A 20,977-nucleotide genomic window follows, 5' to 3' on the forward strand; every position below is an offset into this window, starting at 1 on the left:
GAACCGGATGCCCAGACGTCCGGGCCTCGCGGATGGGCCGGTGGACGCCGCACGGAGTGCTGCCCTGCCCGGGTCCCGCTCCGCCCGGCTGCCCCCGCTCCCCGCCGGCCCCGAGCCGAGCGAGGGAGAGCACCACGTGACCATCGCGCCAGCCGATCCGGTTTCAGCGGCCGAGTCCGAAGCAGCCGAGGCCGAAGCGGTCCGGTCCGCCGGACCCGCGAAGGACGGACCGGGCACCGCACTGCTGCGGACCCTGACCGACCTCACCGCCGATCTGCCCGACACCGACCCCGGACGCGTCGCCGCCGCAGCCCTGCGCGGCCGCAACGCCCGGTCGGACGAGGCCGAGCTGTGTTCGCTGGCCACCGAGGCCGCCGCGGGCCTGATCTCCGAGGACCCCGCGTACTCCCGGCTCGCCGCCCGTCTCCTCACCCGCACCATCGCGGACGAGGCGGCCGGGCAGGGCGCGACGTCGTTCTCCGCCTCGGTCGCCGTCGGACACCGTGAGGGCCTGATCGCGGACCGCACCGCCGCGTTCGTGACGCTCCACGCGCAGGCCCTGGACGCGCTGATCGGGCAGTCGCTCGCGGACGGCGCCGACGACCGCTTCGGCTACTTCGGCCTGCGCACCCTGCACAGCCGCTATCTGCTGCGCCACCCGCACACCCGCCAGGTCATCGAGACCCCGCAGCACTTCATGCTGCGGGTCGCCGCCGGGCTCGCGGAGGACGAATCCGAGCGCGCGCTCGGCGAGGTCGCCGCGCTGTACGGGCTGATGAGCCGGCTGGACTACCTGCCCTCCTCCCCCACGCTCTTCAACTCCGGCACCCGCCACCCGCAGATGTCCTCCTGCTATCTGCTGGACTCGCCGCTGGACGAGCTGGACTCGATCTACGACCGCTACCACCAGGTCGCGCGGCTCTCCAAGCACGCCGGCGGCATCGGCCTCTCGTACTCCCGCATCCGTGCCCGCGGTTCGCTGATCCGCGGCACCAACGGCCACTCCAACGGCATCGTGCCGTTCCTGAAGACGCTCGACGCCTCGGTCGCCGCCGTCAACCAGGGCGGCCGGCGCAAGGGCGCCGCCGCCGTCTACCTGGAGACGTGGCACGCGGACATCGAGGAGTTCCTCGAACTGCGCGACAACACGGGTGAGGACCAGCGGCGCACGCACAACCTCAACCTGGCGCACTGGATCCCGGACGAGTTCATGCGCCGGGTCGACGCGGACGGGACCTGGTCGCTGTTCTCCCCGGCCGACGTGCCCGAGCTGGTCGACCTGTGGGGCGACGCGTTCGACGCCGCCTACCGGGCCGCCGAGGCCAAGGGCCTCGCCCGCAAGACCATGCCGGCGCGTGAGCTCTACGGCCGGATGATGCGGACCCTCGCGCAGACCGGCCAGGGCTGGATGACGTTCAAGGACGCCTCCAACCGGACCGCGAACCAGACCGCCGAGCCGGGCCGCGTCGTGCACTCGTCCAACCTGTGCACGGAGATCCTGGAGGTCACCGACGACGGCGAGACGGCCGTCTGCAACCTCGGTTCGGTCAACCTCGGCGCGTTCGTCGCCGACGGCACGATCGACTGGGAGCGCCTGGACGCCACCGTCCGTACGGCCGTGACCTTCCTCGACCGCGTGGTGGACATCAACTTCTACCCGACCGAGCAGGCCGGCCGGTCCAACGCCCGCTGGCGGCCGGTGGGTCTGGGCGCGATGGGCCTCCAGGACGTCTTCTTCCAGCTGCGGCTGCCGTTCGACTCCCCCGAGGCCCGCGCGCTCTCCACGAAGATCTCCGAGCGCATCATGCTGGCCGCCTACGAGGCGTCCTGCGATCTCGCCGAGCGGTCGGGTCCCCTCCCCGCCTGGTCCGAGACGCGTGCCGCCCGGGGTGTGCTGCACCCCGACCACTACGCCACCGAGCTGAGCTGGCCGGAGCGCTGGGACGCCCTGCGCGCCCGGGTCGCGAAGACCGGGATGCGCAACTCGCTGCTGCTGGCCATCGCGCCGACGGCGACGATCGCCTCCATCGCGGGTGTGTACGAGTGCATCGAGCCGCAGGTCTCCAACCTCTTCAAGCGCGAGACGCTCAGCGGTGAGTTCCTCCAGGTCAACGGCTATCTGGTCGACGAGCTGAAGCGGCTCGGCGTATGGGACGCGCGGACCCGCGAGGCGCTGCGCGAGGCGAGCGGCTCGGTGCAGGGATTCGCCTGGATCCCCGAGGACGTGCGGGCGCTGTACCGCACGGCGTGGGAGATCCCGCAGCGCGGCCTGATCGACATGGCGGCGGCCCGTACGCCGTTCCTCGACCAGAGCCAGTCGCTCAACCTGTTCCTGGAGACGCCGACGATCGGCAAGCTCTCCTCGATGTACGCGTACGCCTGGAAGCAGGGGCTGAAGACGACGTACTACCTGCGCTCCCGCCCCGCGACCCGGATCGCGCGTGCCGCGTCCGGCCAGACGGCGGCCGCCGCCCCCATTCCCGTACAGCAGGCCGGCGCGCCCGACGCGGACGCGATCGCCTGCTCCCTCGAAAACCCCGAGTCCTGCGAGGCCTGCCAGTAATGAGCTCCAACGAAGACAAGAACCTGCTCGACCCGGGCTTCGAACTGACCCTGCGTCCCATGCGCTACCCGGACTTCTACGAGCGCTACCGGGACGCGATCAAGAACACCTGGCACGTGGAGGAGGTCGACCTCCACTCCGACGTGGCGGACCTCGCCAAGATGTCGCCCGCCGAACAGCACCTGATCGGGCGGCTGGTGGCGTTCTTCGCGACCGGTGACTCGATCGTCTCCAACAACCTCGTGCTGACGCTGTACAAGCACATCAACTCCCCCGAGGCGCGGCTGTACCTGTCGCGGCAGCTCTTCGAGGAGGCCGTGCACGTCCAGTTCTATCTGACGCTGCTGGACACCTACCTGCCCGACCCGGACGACCGGGCGGCCGCCTTCGACGCGGTCGAGGAGATCCCGTCGATCCGCGAGAAGGCGCAGTTCTGCTTCCGCTGGATGGACTCGGTCGAGAAGATCGACCGGCTGGAGACGAAGGCCGACCGCCGCCGCTTCCTGCTGAACCTGATCTGCTTCGCGGCGTGCATCGAGGGGCTGTTCTTCTACGGCGCCTTCGCGTACGTGTACTGGTTCCGCTCGCGCGGGCTGCTGCACGGCCTCGCCACGGGGACCAACTGGGTCTTCCGCGACGAGACCATGCACATGAACTTCGCGTTCGAGGTCGTGGACACCGTCCGCAAGGAGGAGCCCGACCTCTTCGACGACGCCCTCGAACAGCAGGTCACCGACATGCTGAAGGAGGCCGTCGAGGCGGAGCTTCAGTTCGGCCGCGACCTGTGCGGCGACGGGCTGCCCGGCATGAACACCGAGTCGATGCGCGCGTACCTGGAGTGCGTCGCCGACCAGCGGCTCACCCGGCTGGGCTTCCCCGCGGTGTACGGCTCCGAGAACCCGTTCTCGTTCATGGAGCTCCAGGGCGTCCAGGAGCTGACGAACTTCTTCGAGCGCCGCCCGTCCGCCTACCAGGTGGCCGTCGAGGGCACGGTCGGCTTCGACGACGAGTTCTAGACCGCCCGGACCGGCTAGATCCGCGCCCAGCTCCTGACGTACGGACGCCGTGCGGCCCCCACCGGCCGTGCGGCGTCCGCCGTTTCCGGCGGCTCGGCACTCCGGGCCCGTTCCGCCTCCCGGAGCAGGCGGTCGATGCGGCGTTCCCGGGCGGCGCCGACGAGCGCCGGCAGCAGCACGAGAGCGAAAACAGCGGAAATGCCCAGGTAGTTCATGAATGTGTTCATGGCTCTACTGTCGTCGCTTCCGGCCGGTCGCATCAGTGGCAGGACTGTCATAGAGCATCGAATTACTGCCACACTGGTGGCATGCTGAAGAATGTCGCCGCCCTTCTCCTCGACGAGGTCCACCCCTTCGAACTCGGCGTCCTGTGCGAGGTCTTCGGACTCGACCGCAGCGACGAGGGCCTGCCCGTGCACGATTTTGCCGTGGTCTCCGCCGAGGGCCCGCAGCTGCGGACCCACGCCGGTTTCACCATCAGCACGCCGTACGGCCTCGACCGGCTCGAAGAGGCCGATCTCATCGCCGTACCGGCCGGCAGCCACTTCATGGACCGGGAGTACCCCGAGGAGGTCCTGGACGCGCTGCGCCGGGCCGTCGACCGGGGCGCGCGGGTGCTCAGCGTCTGCTCGGGGGCGTACGTGCTGGGCGCGGCCGGCCTGCTGGACGGCCGGCGCTGCACCACGCACTGGCGCCACGCCGCGGAGCTGGCCCGCCGCTTCCCGAAGGCCAAGGTGGAGCCGGACGTGCTGTACGTGGACGAGGGCCCGGTCATCAGCTCGGCGGGGACGGCCGCGGGCATCGACGCATGCCTGCATCTGGTCCGCCAGGCGTACGGACCGGCCGCCGCCAACACCATCGCGCGCCGCATGGTGGTGCCCCCGCACCGCGACGGCGGGCAGGCGCAGTACATCCAGCGCCCGCTGCCGCGCACCCGCTGCGACACGGTCGGCGACACCCTCGCCTGGATGGAGCGCCACCTCGACCGCGAGATGACCGTCGAGCAGCTGGCCGCCCAGGCGCACATGTCGCCGCGCACCTTCGCCCGCCGCTTCCAGCAGGAGACGGGCACCACCCCGTACCGCTGGCTGCTGCGGCAGCGGGTGCTGCTGGCCCAGCATCTGCTGGAGACCTCCGATGAAACAATGGACACGATCGCCGGTCAGGCGGGCTTCGGCAATGCGGCGGCCCTGCGCCACCAGTTCGTACGCTCGTTGGGCACCACGCCGAACGCGTACCGCAGGACCTTCCGGGGCCCGTCCGATCTGACCGAAGTCGCCTGATCGGCCGGAGATCGGACATCGGATCATTCGTCCAACCGATTCCCGCGTCTGTCCATGGACCGGGCCGCCCCGCGCGCGTCAGGGTCACCGGCATGGACATCCGGACGGCACGACGAAGGATCATCGGGGCCGTGGTGGCCGCGCTCGCCGCCACCGCGCTGCCCCTGCAGAGCGCATCGGCCCGGGAGGCGCCGCCGGGACCGCCGCCCGAGGTGCTGCCCTCGCTGCGGCAGTGGCGGCCCGCCGAGGGCGAGTTCACGCTCACCGACCGGGCCAGGATCGTGCTGGACGGGGTACGGGAGCGGCGCACGGCGGCCGACGCGGCCCGGTTCGCGGGCGAACTGTCGGGCGGCGCCCCGGTGTCACGCGGCCGGGCCCGGGCCGGTGACATCGTGCTGCGCCAGGACGCCTCGCTGAAGGGCGCGCTGGGCGCGGAGGGCTACCGGCTGGAGGTCGGCGACCGGGTCACGGTCACCGCGGCGACCTCGGCGGGGGTCTTCTACGGCTCGCGCACGGTGCTCCAGCTGCTGAACGACGACGGGCGGGCCGCGCGCGGCTCGGCGACCGACGTGCCCGCGTACCGCGAGCGCGGGGTCGGGGTCTGCGCCTGCTACATCCATGTCTCGCTGCCCTGGTTCGAGCGGCTGATGAAGGACATGGCATCCCAGAAGCTCAACCAGCTCTGGATCGAGGCGAAGGTCAGGAGCGACACCGACCCGAAGTCCGCGTTCTGGGGCTACTACACCAAGCCGCAGGTCCGCGCCCTGGCCGCGCTGGCGAAGAAGTACCACATCGACCTGGTGCCGGAGATCAACTCCCCCGGCCACATGGACACCTATCTGGAGAACCACCCCGAGCTCCAGCTCAAGGACAAGGACGGCATCGCCTCCCCGCCCCGGCTGGACATCTCGCGGCCCGAGGCGCTGACGTACTACACCTCGCTGGTGGACGAGGCCCTGAAGGTGTGGGACACCCGCACCTGGCACATGGGTGCCGACGAGTACATGCTCGGCTCCTCCTACCCGGACTACCCGCAGCTCCAGGCGGCCGCGACCGCGAAGTTCGGCGCCTCGGCCACCCCGGACGACCTCTTCGTCGACTTCATCAACGAGGTCAACACCCATGTGAAGGCCGGCGGGCGGTCACTGCGGATCTGGAACGACGGGCTGGTCGGCCACAACGGCCTCGTCCCCCTGGACCGCGACATCACCGTCGAGCACTGGCTCGGCGGCGGCACCATCCAGCAGCCCTCCGAGCTGCTGGCCGAGGGCCGCCCGGTGATGAACTCGGCGTACTCCCTCTACCTGGTGCGCGGCGGCTTCACGATGGACACCCGCACGCTGTACGAGAGCGGCTGGACGCCGCTGTCCTTCGAGGGCCAGACGCTGCCGGCCGGGGCGGCGAACCTGACCGGCGCCAAGATCAGCCTGTGGCCGGACAGCGCGGCGGCCGAGACCGAGAACGAGGTCGAGGCGAAGGCATTCATGCCGCTGCGCTTCCTGGCCCAGGCCACCTGGGGCGGCCCGGAACCCAGTGGCACGTACGCCGGTTTCGAGGCCCTGGCCCGGCGCATCGGGCACGCCCCGGGCTGGGAGAACACCGACCGCGCCCCGCTGGCCGACGGTACGTACCGGCTGACGGCGGGCGCGAAGGCGCTGGCGCCCGGCGCGGACGCCGGAGTGGCGCTGGCCCGGGACCGGACGGCCGCCTGGAGGCTGACCGCGACCGCCGACGGCTACTACACGGTGGCGTCCGCCACGAGCGGTCTGTGCCTGGACGTGGTGCGCGGGAAGAAGTACCTGGGCGCCCCGCTGGAGGTGGGTGCGGAGCTGTCGCTCGGCACCTGCTCGGCGGGCGCCCGCACCCAGCGCTGGCAGCTGGAGTCCGGTCCCGGCGGCCTGGTCGTGCGCAACGCCGTCTCGCAGCTCGGTCTGACGGAGCGGTCCCCGGACGGGGCCGCGGTGCAGACGACGGGCGGGACGCGCCTGGCGGCGAAGTCCGCCTGAGCCCCGCACGCGTGGGGCCCGTCCGCCGACGGGCCCCACGCGCGGCTTCAGATACCGCAGTTGGGCGCCGACCAGAAGTGGCTGGGGCCCTGGTTCACGTGGACGTGGTCGTTGTGGTCCGGGTAGCCCGGGCCGAGGATCCCGTTGAACCCGTGGTAGCGGGCCTCCTTGGCCAGGGTGCAGAAGGCGATCCCGCCCAGGTCGGCCGCGTCCCCGTACAGATGGCGGCTGTTGGAGGCGCCGCCGACCGCGCTGTTGCAGGACGTGGAGCGGAAGCCGCTGTTGATGGTGATCGGGTGGTCACCGAGCGCGTGGCGCAGCGCCTCCAGCTTCCACATGGTGCTCAGCGCGTTGGCCTTCGCCGTGCCCGCCGCGACGGCACCACCCGCCCAGGTGCTGTTGCACCGGTTGAGTTCGGCGTAGGTGAAGTGCGCCGGGGTGCAGTCGTTGTCCTGGAGGGCGTACAGCTTGGCCTGGGTGGCGGGCCCCGCGACACCGTCGGCGGCCAGCCCGTAGGCGGCCTGGAAGCGCTTGACGGCGGCGGTGGTGGCCGGGCCGTACGAGCCGTCGATGGCGAGTACGGAGTTGTAGCCGGGGTAGCCGGCCACCCGGATCTGGAGCTGGACGACATCGTTGCCGGTGGCGCCCGGGGACAGGGTGCGGGTCCAGGTGTAGCAGCCGTCGGCCTGGGCCGCGCCGGCGGTGACCACGACCCCGCCCAAGGCGAATGCCATGGTCATGACAAGGCCGAGCAGCAGTCGTGCGGAACGTCTGAGCATGAGGGCTCCCTACCGCTGTGAAGGTTGTGGTGCACGAGCCTGGCGGACGAGTCGACGCGCGTCAACTACGCGTGTAGAAACAGCAGTTGGACACCGGGAGCCAATGTACGGAATCGTCCCCGGAAACGCCGCGCGGGCCCGGGCCGGCGTACCGGGACGGGCCCGCGCGGTCGCGCGTGCGGCGGGATCAGTCGTTCGGGACGGTCTCGTAGCGCGGGGTGTTCTCCGCCATCTGCCGCAGCGCGTCCTTGCGGTCGCGCTTGGAGAGGCGGTCGATGTACAGGTAGCCGTACAGGTGGTCCGTCTCGTGCTGGAGGCAGCGGGCGAAGTAGCCGCTGCCGCGCACCTTGACCGGGTTGCCCTTGGCGTCCTGGCCGCGCACCACCGCGTAGTCCGGGCGGGCCAGCGAGGCGTACGCCGTCGGGACCGAGAGGCAGCCCTCGTTGGAGTCGTCCAGCACCCTGTCCTCGGGCGGCAGCTCGTCGAGCACCGGGTTGCAGATGGCGCCCGTGTGCCGCACCCCGTCGTCGTCCGGGCAGTCGTAGACGAAGACCTTGAGGTCCACCCCGATCTGGTTCGCCGCCAGGCCCACGCCCTCGGCCGTCCGCTGGCTGGCGAACATGTCGTCGATCAGCTGGGCCAGCTCGTCGTCGAACGCGGTGACGTCCTTGCACTCCTTGTGCAGGACCGGGTTGCCCACGACCGTGATCGGGCGGGAGGTGCCGCGCTCGCGGTGTGCCGCCTCGCGCGCCTCACAGTCCTCGGTGTCGACCAGGAACCCTTCCTCGTCGACGCTGATCTGCTCGTCGGTCTCCTGCTGCGCCATGTCCGCCGTACGCCTTCCTCACAACCTGAAACCCGGGGGCCGCGGCTCGTTTGGAACCCGGGCGCCCGAGCACCGGAATCGGTGCCCGTACAGCCTACGGGCACCCGTCAGCAGACTTCTTCGAGATCCCGCCACTCACGGCTGTCCGGGCTGTCCGCCACCCAGCCGTCGAGCAGTCCGCGCACCAGCCCGGCGGGCGCCGCGAGACCGCACTCGCGCTCGGGCACCCACAGCTCACCGGCGGTGCGGTGGCCCAGCGGGCCGGGGTGGCCGGGCTCGCTGTGGTCGTGCGGGTCCAGGTGCTCGCCGTCACCCTCGTCGCTCTCCATCCGGCTCTCCGAGCAGGCCCGGCACAGCAGCCGCACGGACGAGGACCAGTCCTCGGCGGCGAATCCGGCGTCGGAGGCCAGCTTCTCCAGGGCGTCCCGGTCCGCCTCGGTGGCGGCCTCCAGCAGCACCACCCAGGTGGGCACGGGGGACGGGGCCCACAGCTCGATCTCGTCGAAGACGGGGTACGAGGGGCCGGCCGCGGTGATCCGCTCGCCGTGCGGCACCCCGTCGTGCAGGACGACCTCGCCCCAGCGCCGCCCGGAGGACGGCAGGGGGATCGACAGCACTTCTATCCGGGCCGGGTCCAGCCTGCGGCCCCAGACGACCTCGGCCTCGCCCTCGGGCGACAGCCGTACGGCCGCGCTGCCCAGCTCCATGCCGACCGGCTCGCTGCCGGACGCGGGGGTCTGCTGGCCGCCGCCGGGGACCTTCAGTCCGTACGCCTGCCAGGCCCGGCGGGCCAGCGGCCAGTCCTGCAGCGCGGTGGCGGCGATCCCGACGTTCCACCAGTCGGGGGCGCCGGACTCCTTGTCGAGCAGCGCGACGGCCCGCAGGCCCGCGGCCCGCGCCTGCTCCCAGTCGTGCCGGAACTTGTGCAGCAGCGCCAGGTTGAACCACGACTCCGAGAGCCAGGGCTCCAGGTCCGCCGCACGTGTCAGCAGCGCGCCCGCGTCCTCGTACCGGCCGTCGCCGATCAGCGTGAACGCGCGGTCCGTGGCCTGCCGCCAAGAGGCGGATGGCCGATGCCGTACCTTCCCGAAGATCCTCACGATTCCCGCCTGTCCCGACTGGACACCCTCGTTTTTCCGCTCTCTTCGCATCCAACCATGCCCGGCCGGACGCCCGCTCATTACCCATGGGTTACCCAGGCGGGACGGGGGTCAGACCGCCCCGGGCCAGAACCCTGGCCAGGGATTCCACCACCTGGGGCTGGTAGTCGCGGCCGGTGCCGAGCCTGAGCTGCTCCAGCGCACCGAGCGGCCCGCCGATACTTTCCCCGCACAGGTCGTCGTATGCGTTGACCGCCCGGACGATCCTGGCGGACAGCGGCTGTTCGCGGTAGGGGTCGGCCTGCTGTTCCACCACGACGGCGACTTTCGCGTCCACCCCGGTCTGGCGGACCACCGCACCGCCCAGCAGGGCGATCCGGCGCTGCTCGACCGCCGGCAGCACGGCGGTGGCCCCGTCCGGCACCGGGTCGACCAGGGAGAGCTGGCCGATGTCGTGCATCAGCGCCGCGTACTCCAGGACGGTGAGCTCGGGCCCCGAAAGACCCATCTCGCGGCCCACCGCCGTGCAGAGCACCGCCACCCTGCGGGCATGGCCGTGCGGGGTGTAGCCGGCGATCTCGGTGGACCGGGCGAGCGAGGCGATGGTCTGCCGGTAGGTGGTGCGCACGGCGGTGAAGCGGCGGAACGAGATCTGGGTGAGCAGCAGCGGTACGCACAGGACGGGCAGCGCCCACAGCCCTGCGGCGGCCACCCCGAGCGCCATGACCGCCCCGGTCGCGCAGACGGCCGAGCCGATGCCCGTCAGGGCCCGCAGCTCGTCGCGGAGCAGGGGGCCGTACGGGACGCGGGTGCGGCCCCGCAGCAGCAGGGCGCCCAGCACGGCGTCGCACAGGGCGGTGAGCCCGAGCAGCAGGAGCAGGTAGGCCGCGTAGTACGGGCCGTCGCCGAACCAGTCCTCGGACCGGCCGGAGTTGTAGAGCGGCTGGAAGCAGGCGGCGGCGAACGCCACGGTCAGCACGCGGCGGGCCACCTGGTCGGCGCCGGGCCCGCTGCCGCGCGCCACATGGGGCACCGAGGCGACGAGCTGCGCGGCGACGAGGACCGCGATCACCTGGAGCACCCCGTGGCTGGTGGGCTCCCCGCCGCTGCGTCCGAGCAGGGCGTACGCCAGGGCCCCGGCCGCGCCGAGCGGCGCGGGCTCCCGCTCCCCGGGCAGGGCGCCCCAGCGGGCCAGTTCACCGACGGTGATGAGGAGCCCGAAGGCGAGGGCGTGCCCCGGTTCGTGGACACCGTGCCAGAGCGTGTGCCCGAGCCCGGCGGCGGCGAGCGCGAGGGCCGCGCCCCGGACGCCCAGGGCCACGCTCACCGCTCGGACGCCCGGAAGGACGGGGCGCCGGACCCGGGCCCGCCGGCCGGCCGGGGACGGGCCGTGCCCCGGGCGGGCCGGGCACCCGTGTCACCGCCGCCGCCCCGGGGCCCCGGCACCTCGTCCGAGGTCACCGAGGCCGACCATCCGTACCGCTCGACCCCCCGCGCCAGCGCCCGCACCATCTGCGGGTCGAACTGCGTGCCCGCGCACCGCTTCAGCTCCTCCACCGCGGCCGGCACCGGCCGCCCCGGCCGGTAGGACCGGGTCGACGTCATGGCGTCGAAGGCGTCCGCGACGGCGACGACCCGGGCGAACTCGGGGATCTCGCGGCCCGCGAGCCCGTACGGGTACCCGCTGCCGTCCAGCCGTTCGTGGTGGTGCAGGATCGCCGCCCGGGCCTCCCCGAGGAAGCCGATGCCGCGCACGATCTCGTGCCCGTACTCCGGGTGCAGCTCGATCACCCGCCGCTCCTCGGGGGTCAGCGGCCCGTCCTTGCGCAGCACCCGGGTCGGCACACCGAGCTTGCCGACGTCGTGCAGGATGCCGGCGAACCGCAGCACCTCGATGCGGTCCCGGTCCATGCCCAGCTCCCGGGCGATGAGCACGGAGGCGCGGCCCACCCGTTCGCTGTGGCCCCGGGTGTAGGTGTCCTTGATGTCGACGGCCTGCACCAGGGCCCTGATGGTGGCCCGGTGCGCGGCGTGCTCGCGGTGGTACTGGGCGAAGACCCAGCAGGAGATGTACATGGGCAGGAGCACGAAGAGCGCGGCCAGCGGCCCGTACGAGCTGCTCCACAGGACGGCCATCATCAGCCCGGCGAGGCCGTGCACCAGGTGCGGCCCGAGCGAGCGGGGCAGCAGCCCGCTCCAGGCGCGGCGCGGCGGGAGCTGTTCGGCGACGGCCAGGATCGAGCCGTCCAGGGCGGCCAGCACCAGACTGAAGGCGAGCGCGGCGGCGCAGGCGGGCAGCAGGGCGTACGGCAGGTCGGGCACCCGGCCGGGGGCCTCGCCGCCGAGTGCGCCGGGCCCGCCCAGCAGGGTGTGGACCCAGGAGGCCGCCCAGACGGTGACGGCCAGCTCGGCGGCCCGCCAGACGCGGCGGGCGGTGGCCGGGGCCTTGTCCACCCGGCCGACGAGCGAGCCGGGGACCGCGACCAGGGCGGCGGCCGGGGGCGGGAGCAGGAAGGCGGCCGCGAGCAGCAGCGGGAAGAACGATCCGGCGCCGACCGGCACCGCGCCGGGTCCCCTGGAGAAGGGGCGGCGGCCGGGGAGTTCGCACAGGAGGTAGAGCCCGGTGAGCAGTCCGAGGGTCGTCCACGGCGTGCCGGCGCCGGGGCGCAGCGCCGGCAGGACGCACAGGGCCGCGCCGAGCGCGACGGCCAGGATGTGTGCCCGCGCCGCGCCACGTGTGGCTCTCACCCGTCCGCCCGCCCCCCAGCATCGCCAATGGAGGCGCCAGGCTAGCGAGTTGGGCGGGCCGGCCGGGGGCCGACGGGGGTGATTAGCACGTTCGGGTGATGCGTCAGTCCGATGCGGCGGACGGCACCCCGGTGTCGGCGGCCGTGACGTCCTGTTCCGGAACGGCCTGTCCGGAGCGGATCAGGTCGATCCGTCCCATCACCTTGGAGCGCAGGTCGGCCGGTACGTCGTCGTGCCCGCAGCAGCGCTTGACCAGCTTCTTCACGGCCTGTTCCAGGCCGTACTTCTCCAGGCAGGGGGAGCACTCACCGAAGTGCGCCTCGAACTTGGTGCAGTCGCTGTCGGGCATCTCCCGGTCGAGGAACTCGTAGAGGTGATCGAGGACCTCTGCGCAATCCGTCTCGTGCGGCTCTCCGCAGCTCATGAGCCCGAGCCTTTCCGATCGTCCGACTCACCGGCGCCCGCGGGGACGAGCCCGCGGTCACGGGCGTAGTCCTCCAGCATGCCGCGCAGTTGACGGCGGCCCCGGTGCAGTCGGGACATCACCGTACCGATGGGAGTCCCCATGATGTCCGCGATCTCCTTGTAGGCAAAGCCCTCTACATCGGCGAGATACACCGCGATGCGGAACTCCTCCGGGATCGCCTGCAGCGCCGACTTCACGTCGGAGTCGGGCAGGTGGTCGAGTGCCTGGGACTCGGCGGACCGCAGACCGGTCGACATGTGCGACTCGGCGCGCGCCAGCTGCCAGTCCTCGATCTCCTCGGCGGCACTGCGCTGGGGTTCGCGCTGCTTCTTGCGGTACGAGTTGATGAAGGTGTTCGTGAGGATGCGGTACATCCACGCCTTGAGGTTGGTGCCCTCGCGGAACTGGTGGAAGGAGCCGTAGGCCTTGGCGTACGTCTCCTGGACCAGGTCCTCGGCGTCCGCGGGGTTGCGCGTCATGCGCAGCGCGGCCGAGTACATCTGGTCGAGGAAACCGAGGGCGTCGCGCTCGAAGCGCGCGTTGCGCTCGGCGGTCGTCTCCTGCGGGCGGCCGTCGTCGGTCCCTGTGTCGGTCCCAGTGACCGGACCCACCTCCTCCAACGCTGTGGCGGAACCGAAACCGGACCCGCTCGAATCGGAGAATAGTCGACCTTGGTCCCGCGCGGGCTGTCGATCAGGTCCGCTCAGTGACCGCTCCGGAGTGGTCTTGGCCGCATGCAGGACCGTCCACTCCAGGTCAGCGGCGTTCGAGCGACGCGGGCAGATGGTCGAACCCATGCGACGGACTCCCTCTCCACAGACGACGTTGGTGTACCGACGTCCCGAACAACAGCGGTCCCCCGCCCGGCATTCCCGGGCGCCGGGCGGGGGTGCGCGGTCACCCGATCCCGGCCAGCCAGCCGGCCACGGACGTGGTGAGGATCTCCATCGCCGCCTCCTCGGTCAGCCCGGACCGCTTCGGTACGGCGAAGCCGTGGTCGCCGTCCGGAACCTCGGCGAGCCGGTACTCCCCCGGAGGGAATTCGGCGGGGCGGCCGAACGGGTCGTTGCCGCCCTGGACGACGAGCGCGGGCACCCCGCAGCCCAGCAGCTCGTCCGCGCGGGACTTCTCCGGACGGCCCGGCGGGTGCAGCGGGAAGCTGAGCGCGAGGACCGCCCGGGCACCGAGCGGGGCGGCCGTGCGGCAGGCGACCCGGGCTCCGGCGCTGCGTCCGCCGGCGACGACCGGGAGGCCGGGTGCGCTCAGCGCGGGCCACAGGCCGCGCCAGCCGGTGTCCAGGGTCTTCGGGGCGGGCGCGAGCTTCTTCCCGGCGACCCGCCAGGGCTGCTCCACCAGAGCGACGCCCACCCCCTGCGGGGGCAGCGCTGCGGCCAGGGCCCTGAGGTCCCGGGCCTCGATGCCACCGCCCGCGCCGTGGCCGAGGGCGAGCAGGAGGCGGGGCTTCTTCGCGGGCAGCCAGGTGATCCGGGCCGTGCCGGCCTCGGTGTCGACCGTCTCGGTGCGGGGCTCTGTCTCGGTGGCTTTCACACCCCCATCCAACCAACCCGCGGTGGGCCGTCCGGGGTCCGGCGCGTCCTCAGAAGAGCGTGCTCATCTCGGGGGCGGCCAGCTCGTCCTTCAGCTCGGGGCCGTTGTTGCGGACGTTGCTGACGGCGGTGGCGACCGGGTAGGCGCGCATCAGCCCGCCGGGCGGCGGTGTCAGCAGTCCGCGCAGTTCCTCGATGTCGGTGCGCGTGGGGTCCAGCCAGTCGTCCCAGCGGTCCGGGGTGAGCATCAGCGGCATCCGGGGGTGGATGTCGGCGAGCGCGGCCGGGCCCTCGGCGGGGGCGACGGCGAGCGGGGTGGTCTCCGCCTCGGTCGTGATCACCGAGCAGGTCACCCACCAGGCCTGGGGGTGGTCGTCGGGCAGGGTGCGGTCGCGCCAGAACTCGTAGAGACCGGCCATCGCGAAGACCGAGCCGTCGGCGGGGGTGACGAAGTAGGGCTGCTTGCGGGGGCGCTTCCTGCGGCCCTTCTCCTCCAGCTGCCGCTCCTCGGCGCCGGTCACCCACTCGTAATAGCCGTCGGCGGGCAGGATGCAGCGCCGGGAGACGAAGGGGCGGCGGAAGGACGGCTTCTCGTGGACTGTCTCGGCGCGGGCGTTGATCATCCGGGCGCCGCCCTCCGGGGTCTTGGCCCAGGACGGCACCAGTCCCCATTTCAGGGCGCGCAGCTGGCGAACCGGACGCTGGTCGTCCGCGTCTTTCACAGGACGTTCCAGTACGGCGTAGACCTCCTTGGTCGGCGCCACGTTGTAATCGGGCTCCAGCGCCTCGGCCGGTTCCCACTTCTCCACCTGGAAGAGTCCGGTCAGATCCTCGGGCCGCCGACTCGCTGCATACCGTCCGCACATAAGTGCCAGACTGCCACGACCGTCCTCCCGACCGGACGCCAATACCGCAAGGAGCCGCCCACGCCATGGACAGCACCGATCTCGGCAATCTGTGGGACCGCGTCTTCGGCACCCAGCCGGCGCCGGAGCAGTGGCTGGTGGTGGTGACCGCCACGGCCGCGCTCATCGCCGTCGTGCCGAACGTCCTGTGGCGGCTGTCGCGCAACGCGATCACCATCGCCCACGAGGGCGGCCACGGTCTGGTCGCCCTGCTCACCGGCCGGCAGCTCTCGGGCATCCGGCTGCACTCGGACACCAGCGGGCTGACGGTCAGCCGGGGCAGGCCGACCGGCATCGGAATGGTGCTGACGGCCGCGGCGGGGTACACCGCGCCGCCGCTGCTCGGGCTCGGCGGCGCCTGGCTGCTGGCGGACGGCCGGATCACCCTGCTCCTGTGGATCTCCACGGCCCTGCTCGCGGTGATGCTGGTGATGATCCGCAATGTGTACGGGGCGCTGACGGTGATCCTCACGGGTTCGCTCTTCCTGTTGATGTCGTGGCTGGCCTCACCCGACTGGCAGTCGCTGTTCGCGTACAGCGTGGTCTGGTTCCTGCTGCTGGGCGGGGTGCGCCCGGCGTTCGAGCTGCAGTCCAAGCGGCGCCACGGCGGGGCGCCGGACTCGGACGCGGACCAGCTGGCCAGGCTGACGGACGTACCGGCCGCGCTGTGGCTGTTCCTGTTCCACGCGGTGTCGCTGTGCTCGCTGATCGGCGGCGGACGCTGGCTGCTGGGTCTGTGACGGGCTTCCTCTACCACTCCCGCGTTACGTCCCCATTTCGCGTTGTTTGGCCAGAATCCGACTGGCCGGGGAGCCACTAAAGTGAGCCCATGACCGAAAGTTCCGTGCACCCCGCCCTCTGGCCCGCCCCCCACGCGAGCGGAGCCGTCGACGCGACCGTCACCGTGCCCGGATCGAAGTCGGTCACCAACCGCGCGCTGGTGCTGGCCGCGCTCTCCTCGGAGCCGGGCTGGCTGCGCCGCCCGCTGCGCTCCCGCGACACCCTGCTGATGGCCGACGCGCTGCGCGCGATGGGCGTAGGCATCGAGGAGACGGTGTCCTCCAGCTCGTCCGTCACGGGCGGGCCCGACGCATCGGGCGAGGCCTGGCGGGTCATCCCGGCGGGTCTGCACGGCCCGGTCACGGTGGACGTCGGCAACGCCGGTACGGTCATGCGCTTCCTGCCCCCGGTCGCGGCCCTGGCCGACGGCCCGGTCCGCTTCGACGGCGACCCCCGCTCCTACGAGCGCCCGCTGCACGGGGTCATCGATGCCCTGCGGGTGCTCGGCGCCCGGATCGACGACGACAACCGCGGCTCGCTGCCGATGACCGTGCACGGCGGCGGCGCGCTGGACGGCGGCCCGGTCGCCATCGACGCCTCCTCGTCCTCCCAGTTCGTCTCGGCGCTGCTGCTGTCCGCGCCGCGCTTCAACCAGGGCGTCGAGGTACGGCACACCGGCGCCCGGCTCCCCTCCATGCCGCACATCCGGATGACCGTCGGCATGCTGCGGGCCGTCGGCGCCCAGGTGGACGAGCCGGAGACGGGCGGCGAGCCGAACGTCTGGCGGGTCTCCCCCTCCGCCCTGCTCGGCCGCGATCTGACCGTCGAGCCCGACCTCTCCAACGCCCAGCCCTTCCTGGCGGCGGCGCTGGTGACCGGCGGCCGGGTCACCATCCCGGACTGGCCGCTGCGCACCACTCAGCCCGGTGACGCGCTGCGCGAGATCTTCACCGAGATGGGCGGCAGCTGCGAGCTGACCGAGCGCGGTCTCACCTTCACCGGCTCCGGCCGGATCCACGGCATCGACGTCGACCTCGGCGAGGTCGGCGAGCTGACCCCGGGCATCGCGGCGGTCGCGGCGCTGGCCGACTCCCCCTCCACCCTGAGCGGCGTCGCCCATCTGCGGCTGCACGAGACGGACCGGCTGGCCGCGCTCACCAAGGAGATCAACGAGCTGGGCGGTGACGTCACGGAGACCGCGGACGGCCTCCACATCCGGCCGCGACCGCTGCACGGCGGTACCTTCCATACGTACGACGACCACCGGATGGCCACCGCGGGGTCGATCATCGGCCTTGCCGTCCCCGGAGTGGAGATCGAGAACGTGGCGACGACCGCCAAGACCCTGCCCGACTTCCCGCAGATGTGGACCGGAATGCTCGGGGCCTGAGACATGCGCCGCTACGGCAAGAACCCCGACGAGGACGACATCCGGGTCCGCCCCAACCGCAAGGGCAACCGGCCCCGTACGCATATCCGTCCCAAGCACGAGGACGCCGAGGAGGGCATGGTCCTCACCGTGGACCGCGGCCGCCTCACCTGTCTGGTCGAGGGCCGCACGGTCGTCGCGATGAAGGCCCGTGAGCTGGGCCGCAAGGCCGCGGTGGTGGGCGACACCGTCTCCATCGTCGGTGATCTGTCCGGTGAGAAGGACACCCTCGCCCGGATCGTCCGGATCGGTGAGCGCCGGACGGTGCTGCGCCGGACGGCCGACGACGACGACCCGTTCGAGCGGGTGGTCGTGGCCAACGCCGACCAGCTGGCGATCGTCACCGCGCTGGCCGATCCGGAACCCCGTCCGCGCATGATCGACCGCTGTCTGGTCGCCGCGTACGACGGCGGGCTCTCGCCCCTGCTGGTGCTGACCAAGTCCGATCTGGCCTCGCCGGACAAGCTGCTGGAGGCATACACCCCGCTGGGCGTGCCGTTCATCGTCACCAGCCGCGAGGAGCTGGAGAACGGGGACGCGGCCGACCGGGTCCGCGAGCAGCTGAACGACCGGGTCACCGCCTTCGTCGGGCACTCCGGCGTCGGCAAGACCACGCTGGTCAACGCGCTGGTGCCGAAGGACAGGCGGCGCACCACCGGGGTCGTCAACGCGGTCACCGGCCGGGGCCGGCACACCACCACGTCGGCGCTGGCCCTCCCGCTGCCGGACTACCGGGGCTGGGTGATCGACACCCCCGGCGTGCGCTCGTTCGGGCTGAACCACATCGACCCGTCCCGGGTCATCAACGCCTTCCCCGACCTCCAGCCCGGCACCGAGGAGTGCCCGCGCGGCTGCACCCACGACAGCCATGAACCGGAATGCGCGCTGGACGCCTGGGTGGCGGCGGGGCACGCGGACCCGGCCCGGCTGGACTCGCTGCGCCGGCTGCTGTCCACCCGGGAGCGGCGCGAGGGCGACTGACCGGCGGTGTCCGGGGGCGACGCGAGGACGGCCGGTCCGGGCACGTTTGCGATCACTCGCCACCGGTAAGTGCATAATCACGCCCAGCGGTACAAGGCGGTCACCGAGCGGGAGGGCACTGACGATGGCGTGGCTGCTGGTCGTGGTCGCGGGACTTCTGGAGACCGGTTTCGCGGTCTGCCTCAAGCTCTCGCACGGCTTCACCCGGCTGTGGCCGACCATCGCGTTCGCCGCCTTCGCGCTCGGCAGCTTCGGTCTGCTGACCCTGTCGCTGAAGAAGCTGGACGTCGGGCCCGCGTACGCGGTGTGGACCGGCATCGGCGCGGCCGGTACGGCGATCTACGGCATGGTCTTCCTCGACGACGTGGTCTCCACGCTCAAGCTGGTGTCGATCTCGCTGGTGATCCTCGGCGTGATCGGGCTCCAGCTCTCCGGCTCGTCCCACTGACCCGGCAGCCGCTCGACCACCTCCCGCACCACCTCCGTGCCGTCCCCCGCCCCCTCCGCTCCTTCGGGTGCCGGGGGAACCAGTGCGTACGAGAGGGCGAGTCGCAGCGCGAGTTCGCAGGTCAGGGCCAGTGCGGCGGGGTCGTGCGGCGGGCGTCCCTCGTCGAGTGCGGCCACCGCGCGGTCCCTGACCCGGCCGAGCAGTTCGCCGGGGGTCGGCGGTCCGGGCCCGCGGCCCGGCCGGGGCAGGCGCTCCTCCCAGCAGCCCGTGAGCAGTCCCCTGACCAGGGCGCTCGTCCGGGTGGCGCGGACGGTCCAGGCGGCGGTGGCGGCCAGCCGGTCGCCCGTACCGCCGGCGGAGCCGAGGGCCCGCTCGACCCCGGCCAGATAGCTGTCGGCGGCCCGCCGGACCAGGGCGCGGGCCAGGCCGTCCTTGCCGCCGAACTCGTTGTAGAGGGTCTGCCGGGAGACCCCCGCGGCAGCCGCCACGTCGACCATCCGCACGGTCCGCCAGGGCCGGGTGGCCAGCGCCGCGTGGGCTGCGTCCAGGAGTGCTTCGCGCGCTGCCGGCATCGGCGGGACACCCCCTAAGGCCTGCTTTTCAGAGTTGAGGCGCTCCCCGGGGCTGTCAAGGTCCCGCGCGGCCTCCGGGGCCCTGTGGCCCCGCCCTTCCCCCGGTGGATACTGTGACGGCATGCCCGATTACCACGATGATCTGCGCCTCGCCCATGTGCTGGCGGACGCCGCCGACGCGACGACGATGGACCGGTTCAAGGCTCTGGACCTCAAGGTCGAGACCAAGCCGGACATGACGCCGGTGAGCGAGGCCGACAAGGCCGCCGAGGAGCTGATCCGGGGCCATCTCCACCGGGCGCGCCCACGCGACGCGATCCTGGGCGAGGAGTACGGCATCGAGGGCACGGGTCCGCGGCGCTGGGTGATCGACCCGATCGACGGCACCAAGAACTACGTACGCGGCGTGCCGGTCTGGGCGACGCTGATCTCGCTGATGGAGGCCGGGGAGAACGGCTTCCAGCCGGTGGTCGGGCTGGTGTCCGCGCCGGCGCTGAACCGGCGCTGGTGGGCGGCGAAGGGCGCCGGGGCGTTCACCGGGCGCAGCCTGACCTCCGCGACCCGCCTCCAGGTGTCGAAGGTGGAGCGGATCGCGGACGCCTCGTTCGCATACTCCTCGCTGACCGGCTGGGAGGAGCAGGGCCGGCTCGACGGCTTCATGGACCTGACCCGGGCCTGCTGGCGCACCCGTGGCTACGGGGACTTCTGGCCGTACATGATGGTCGCCGAGGGGTCGGTGGACATCTGCGCGGAGCCGGAGCTCTCGCTCTGGGACATGGCGGCGAACGCGGTCATCGTCCAGGAGGCCGGCGGCAGGTTCACCGGTCTGGACGGCGTGGACGGCCCCGGCGGCGGCAACGCGGCGGCGTCGAACGGGACGCTCCACCACGAGCTGCTGGGATATCTGAACCAGCGCTACTGATCGCCCGGGCCACGCGGCACGGCCGCTGAGCAGGCGTACAGGAGATTCGAGGGGCGTGCCGCACCACCGCACGCCCCTCGAATGATCTTCGCCACCCCTTGTTGCCTTCCCTGATCGGTGCAACTCTGAAAGTCCCCCCACTTGTGAACTTGTGAATCGGCTCACGCAGTCGCTTCACGAAGGAGGTGGCTCCCTTCATGCTCGTCCGTGACGCCATGAGCACGATGGTCCTCACCATCGGCCCGACCCACACCCTCCGCCAGGCCGCCCGGCTGATGTCGGCACGCCGGATCGGAGCAGCCGTCGTCCACGACCCGGACACCTGCGGGCTCGGCATCCTCACCGAGCGCGACATCCTGAACGCGGTCGGCTCGGGGCAGGACCCCGACACCGAGACCGCCTCCACCCACACCACCACCGATGTGGTCTTCGCGGCACCCGGCTGGACCCTGGAGGAGGCCGCCGAGGCCATGACGCACGGAGGCTTCCGCCATCTGATCGTGCTGGACGACGACGGGCCGGTCGGCATCGTCTCGGTGCGCGACATCATCCGCTGCTGGGCGCCGGTGCGCCGCGCGTCGGTCGAGCTGGTCGGCTGAGGGACCG

The 20,977-nt window shown here is 72.1% G+C and carries 20 protein-coding genes and 1 pseudogene; 10 read left to right on the forward strand and 11 right to left on the reverse strand.

Annotated features, from left to right (window positions below; all coding sequences use genetic code 11):
- Positions 1 to 136: 136 nt before the first annotated feature.
- Together RLT58_RS11605 and RLT58_RS11610 are read left to right on the forward strand one after the other, a co-directional pair.
- Positions 137 to 2,563 (forward strand): ribonucleoside-diphosphate reductase subunit alpha, encoded by a 2,427-nt coding sequence (locus tag RLT58_RS11605; RefSeq protein WP_311310315.1) that lies wholly within the window; start codon positions 137 to 139, stop codon positions 2,561 to 2,563.
- Positions 2,563 to 3,579, forward strand: a complete 1,017-nt coding sequence (locus RLT58_RS11610) for a ribonucleotide-diphosphate reductase subunit beta (protein ID WP_311310316.1) — start codon at positions 2,563 to 2,565, stop codon at positions 3,577 to 3,579. Before RLT58_RS11605 ends, RLT58_RS11610 begins: the two co-directional genes overlap by 1 nt.
- A gap of 14 nt (positions 3,580 to 3,593) precedes the next feature.
- Here RLT58_RS11610 and RLT58_RS11615 read toward each other — a convergent pair whose 3' ends face one another.
- Positions 3,594 to 3,806, reverse strand: a complete 213-nt coding sequence (locus RLT58_RS11615; protein WP_311310317.1) for a hypothetical protein — start codon at positions 3,804 to 3,806, stop codon at positions 3,594 to 3,596.
- Between the two features lie 81 nt (positions 3,807 to 3,887).
- Here RLT58_RS11615 and RLT58_RS11620 point away from each other — a divergent pair, with 81 nt between their 5' ends.
- Positions 3,888 to 4,862: a GlxA family transcriptional regulator gene (locus RLT58_RS11620; RefSeq protein WP_311310318.1), complete on the forward strand. Its 975-nt coding sequence runs from the start codon at positions 3,888 to 3,890 to the stop codon at positions 4,860 to 4,862.
- Positions 4,863 to 4,954: 92 nt separating this feature from the next.
- Positions 4,955 to 6,868, forward strand: a complete 1,914-nt coding sequence (locus tag RLT58_RS11625; protein ID WP_311310319.1) for a glycoside hydrolase family 20 protein — start codon at positions 4,955 to 4,957, stop codon at positions 6,866 to 6,868.
- Positions 6,869 to 6,915: 47 nt separating this feature from the next.
- Here RLT58_RS11625 and RLT58_RS11630 read toward each other — a convergent pair whose 3' ends face one another.
- From RLT58_RS11630 to RLT58_RS11670, 9 genes are all read right to left on the reverse strand, one after another.
- Positions 6,916 to 7,647, reverse strand: a complete 732-nt coding sequence (locus tag RLT58_RS11630) for a D-Ala-D-Ala carboxypeptidase family metallohydrolase (RefSeq protein ID WP_311310320.1) — start codon at positions 7,645 to 7,647, stop codon at positions 6,916 to 6,918.
- 187 nt (positions 7,648 to 7,834) lie between these two features.
- Positions 7,835 to 8,473, reverse strand: a complete 639-nt coding sequence (def, locus tag RLT58_RS11635; protein WP_311310321.1) for a peptide deformylase — start codon at positions 8,471 to 8,473, stop codon at positions 7,835 to 7,837.
- Between the two features lie 107 nt (positions 8,474 to 8,580).
- Positions 8,581 to 9,573 (reverse strand): tetratricopeptide repeat protein, encoded by a 993-nt coding sequence (locus RLT58_RS11640; protein ID WP_311310322.1) that lies wholly within the window; start codon positions 9,571 to 9,573, stop codon positions 8,581 to 8,583.
- A gap of 91 nt (positions 9,574 to 9,664) precedes the next feature.
- Positions 9,665 to 10,900, reverse strand: coding sequence for an HD-GYP domain-containing protein (locus RLT58_RS11645; protein ID WP_311310323.1), 1,236 nt, complete (start codon positions 10,898 to 10,900; stop codon positions 9,665 to 9,667).
- Positions 10,897 to 12,321 (reverse strand): HD-GYP domain-containing protein, encoded by a 1,425-nt coding sequence (locus RLT58_RS11650; RefSeq protein WP_311310324.1) that lies wholly within the window; start codon positions 12,319 to 12,321, stop codon positions 10,897 to 10,899. The genes RLT58_RS11645 and RLT58_RS11650 overlap by 4 nt, the downstream gene beginning before the upstream one ends.
- 103 nt (positions 12,322 to 12,424) lie before the next feature.
- Complete coding sequence (gene rsrA, locus RLT58_RS11655; protein ID WP_311310325.1) at positions 12,425 to 12,745, reverse strand: mycothiol system anti-sigma-R factor; 321 nt, start codon at positions 12,743 to 12,745, stop codon at positions 12,425 to 12,427.
- Positions 12,742 to 13,398 (reverse strand): sigma-70 family RNA polymerase sigma factor, encoded by a 657-nt coding sequence (locus tag RLT58_RS11660; protein WP_018105559.1) that lies wholly within the window; start codon positions 13,396 to 13,398, stop codon positions 12,742 to 12,744. Before RLT58_RS11660 ends, rsrA begins: the two co-directional genes overlap by 4 nt.
- 286 nt (positions 13,399 to 13,684) lie before the next feature.
- Complete coding sequence (locus tag RLT58_RS11665) at positions 13,685 to 14,335, reverse strand: alpha/beta hydrolase family protein (protein ID WP_311310326.1); 651 nt, start codon at positions 14,333 to 14,335, stop codon at positions 13,685 to 13,687.
- 49 nt (positions 14,336 to 14,384) lie between these two features.
- Positions 14,385 to 15,200, reverse strand: a complete 816-nt coding sequence (locus RLT58_RS11670) for an SOS response-associated peptidase (protein ID WP_311310327.1) — start codon at positions 15,198 to 15,200, stop codon at positions 14,385 to 14,387.
- A 65-nt stretch (positions 15,201 to 15,265) separates the two neighbouring features.
- On the opposite strand from RLT58_RS11670, the gene RLT58_RS11675 reads away from it, so the two are divergent.
- The 4 genes from RLT58_RS11675 (at position 15,266) to RLT58_RS11690 (ending at position 18,877) form a co-directional block, all read left to right on the forward strand.
- Positions 15,266 to 15,979, forward strand: a complete 714-nt coding sequence (locus RLT58_RS11675; RefSeq protein WP_311310328.1) for a M50 family metallopeptidase — start codon at positions 15,266 to 15,268, stop codon at positions 15,977 to 15,979.
- 89 nt (positions 15,980 to 16,068) lie between these two features.
- Positions 16,069 to 17,409, forward strand: coding sequence for a 3-phosphoshikimate 1-carboxyvinyltransferase (gene aroA / locus RLT58_RS11680; protein ID WP_311310329.1), 1,341 nt, complete (start codon positions 16,069 to 16,071; stop codon positions 17,407 to 17,409).
- 3 nt (positions 17,410 to 17,412) lie between these two features.
- Complete coding sequence (gene rsgA, locus RLT58_RS11685) at positions 17,413 to 18,429, forward strand: ribosome small subunit-dependent GTPase A (protein WP_311310330.1); 1,017 nt, start codon at positions 17,413 to 17,415, stop codon at positions 18,427 to 18,429.
- Between the two features lie 124 nt (positions 18,430 to 18,553).
- On the forward strand, positions 18,554 to 18,877 hold the full coding sequence (locus RLT58_RS11690) for a DMT family transporter (RefSeq protein WP_311310331.1): 324 nt from the start codon (positions 18,554 to 18,556) through the stop codon (positions 18,875 to 18,877).
- Between the two features lie 8 nt (positions 18,878 to 18,885).
- On the opposite strand, the pseudogene RLT58_RS11695 reads toward RLT58_RS11690, so the two are convergent.
- A pseudogene (locus tag RLT58_RS11695) lies at positions 18,886 to 19,449 on the reverse strand (TetR/AcrR family transcriptional regulator); the annotation flags it as partial.
- A 121-nt stretch (positions 19,450 to 19,570) separates the two neighbouring features.
- Here RLT58_RS11695 and hisN point away from each other — a divergent pair.
- Positions 19,571 to 20,371: a histidinol-phosphatase gene (gene hisN / locus RLT58_RS11700; protein ID WP_311310332.1), complete on the forward strand. Its 801-nt coding sequence runs from the start codon at positions 19,571 to 19,573 to the stop codon at positions 20,369 to 20,371.
- A gap of 197 nt (positions 20,372 to 20,568) precedes the next feature.
- Positions 20,569 to 20,970 carry a CBS domain-containing protein gene (locus RLT58_RS11705; protein ID WP_311310333.1) on the forward strand — a complete coding sequence of 134 codons (402 nt, stop codon included), beginning with the start codon at positions 20,569 to 20,571 and terminating at the stop codon, positions 20,968 to 20,970.
- Positions 20,971 to 20,977: the final 7 nt, after the last annotated feature.

Source organism: Streptomyces sp. ITFR-16, assembly GCF_031844705.1.
GTDB lineage: Bacteria > Actinomycetota > Actinomycetes > Streptomycetales > Streptomycetaceae > Streptomyces.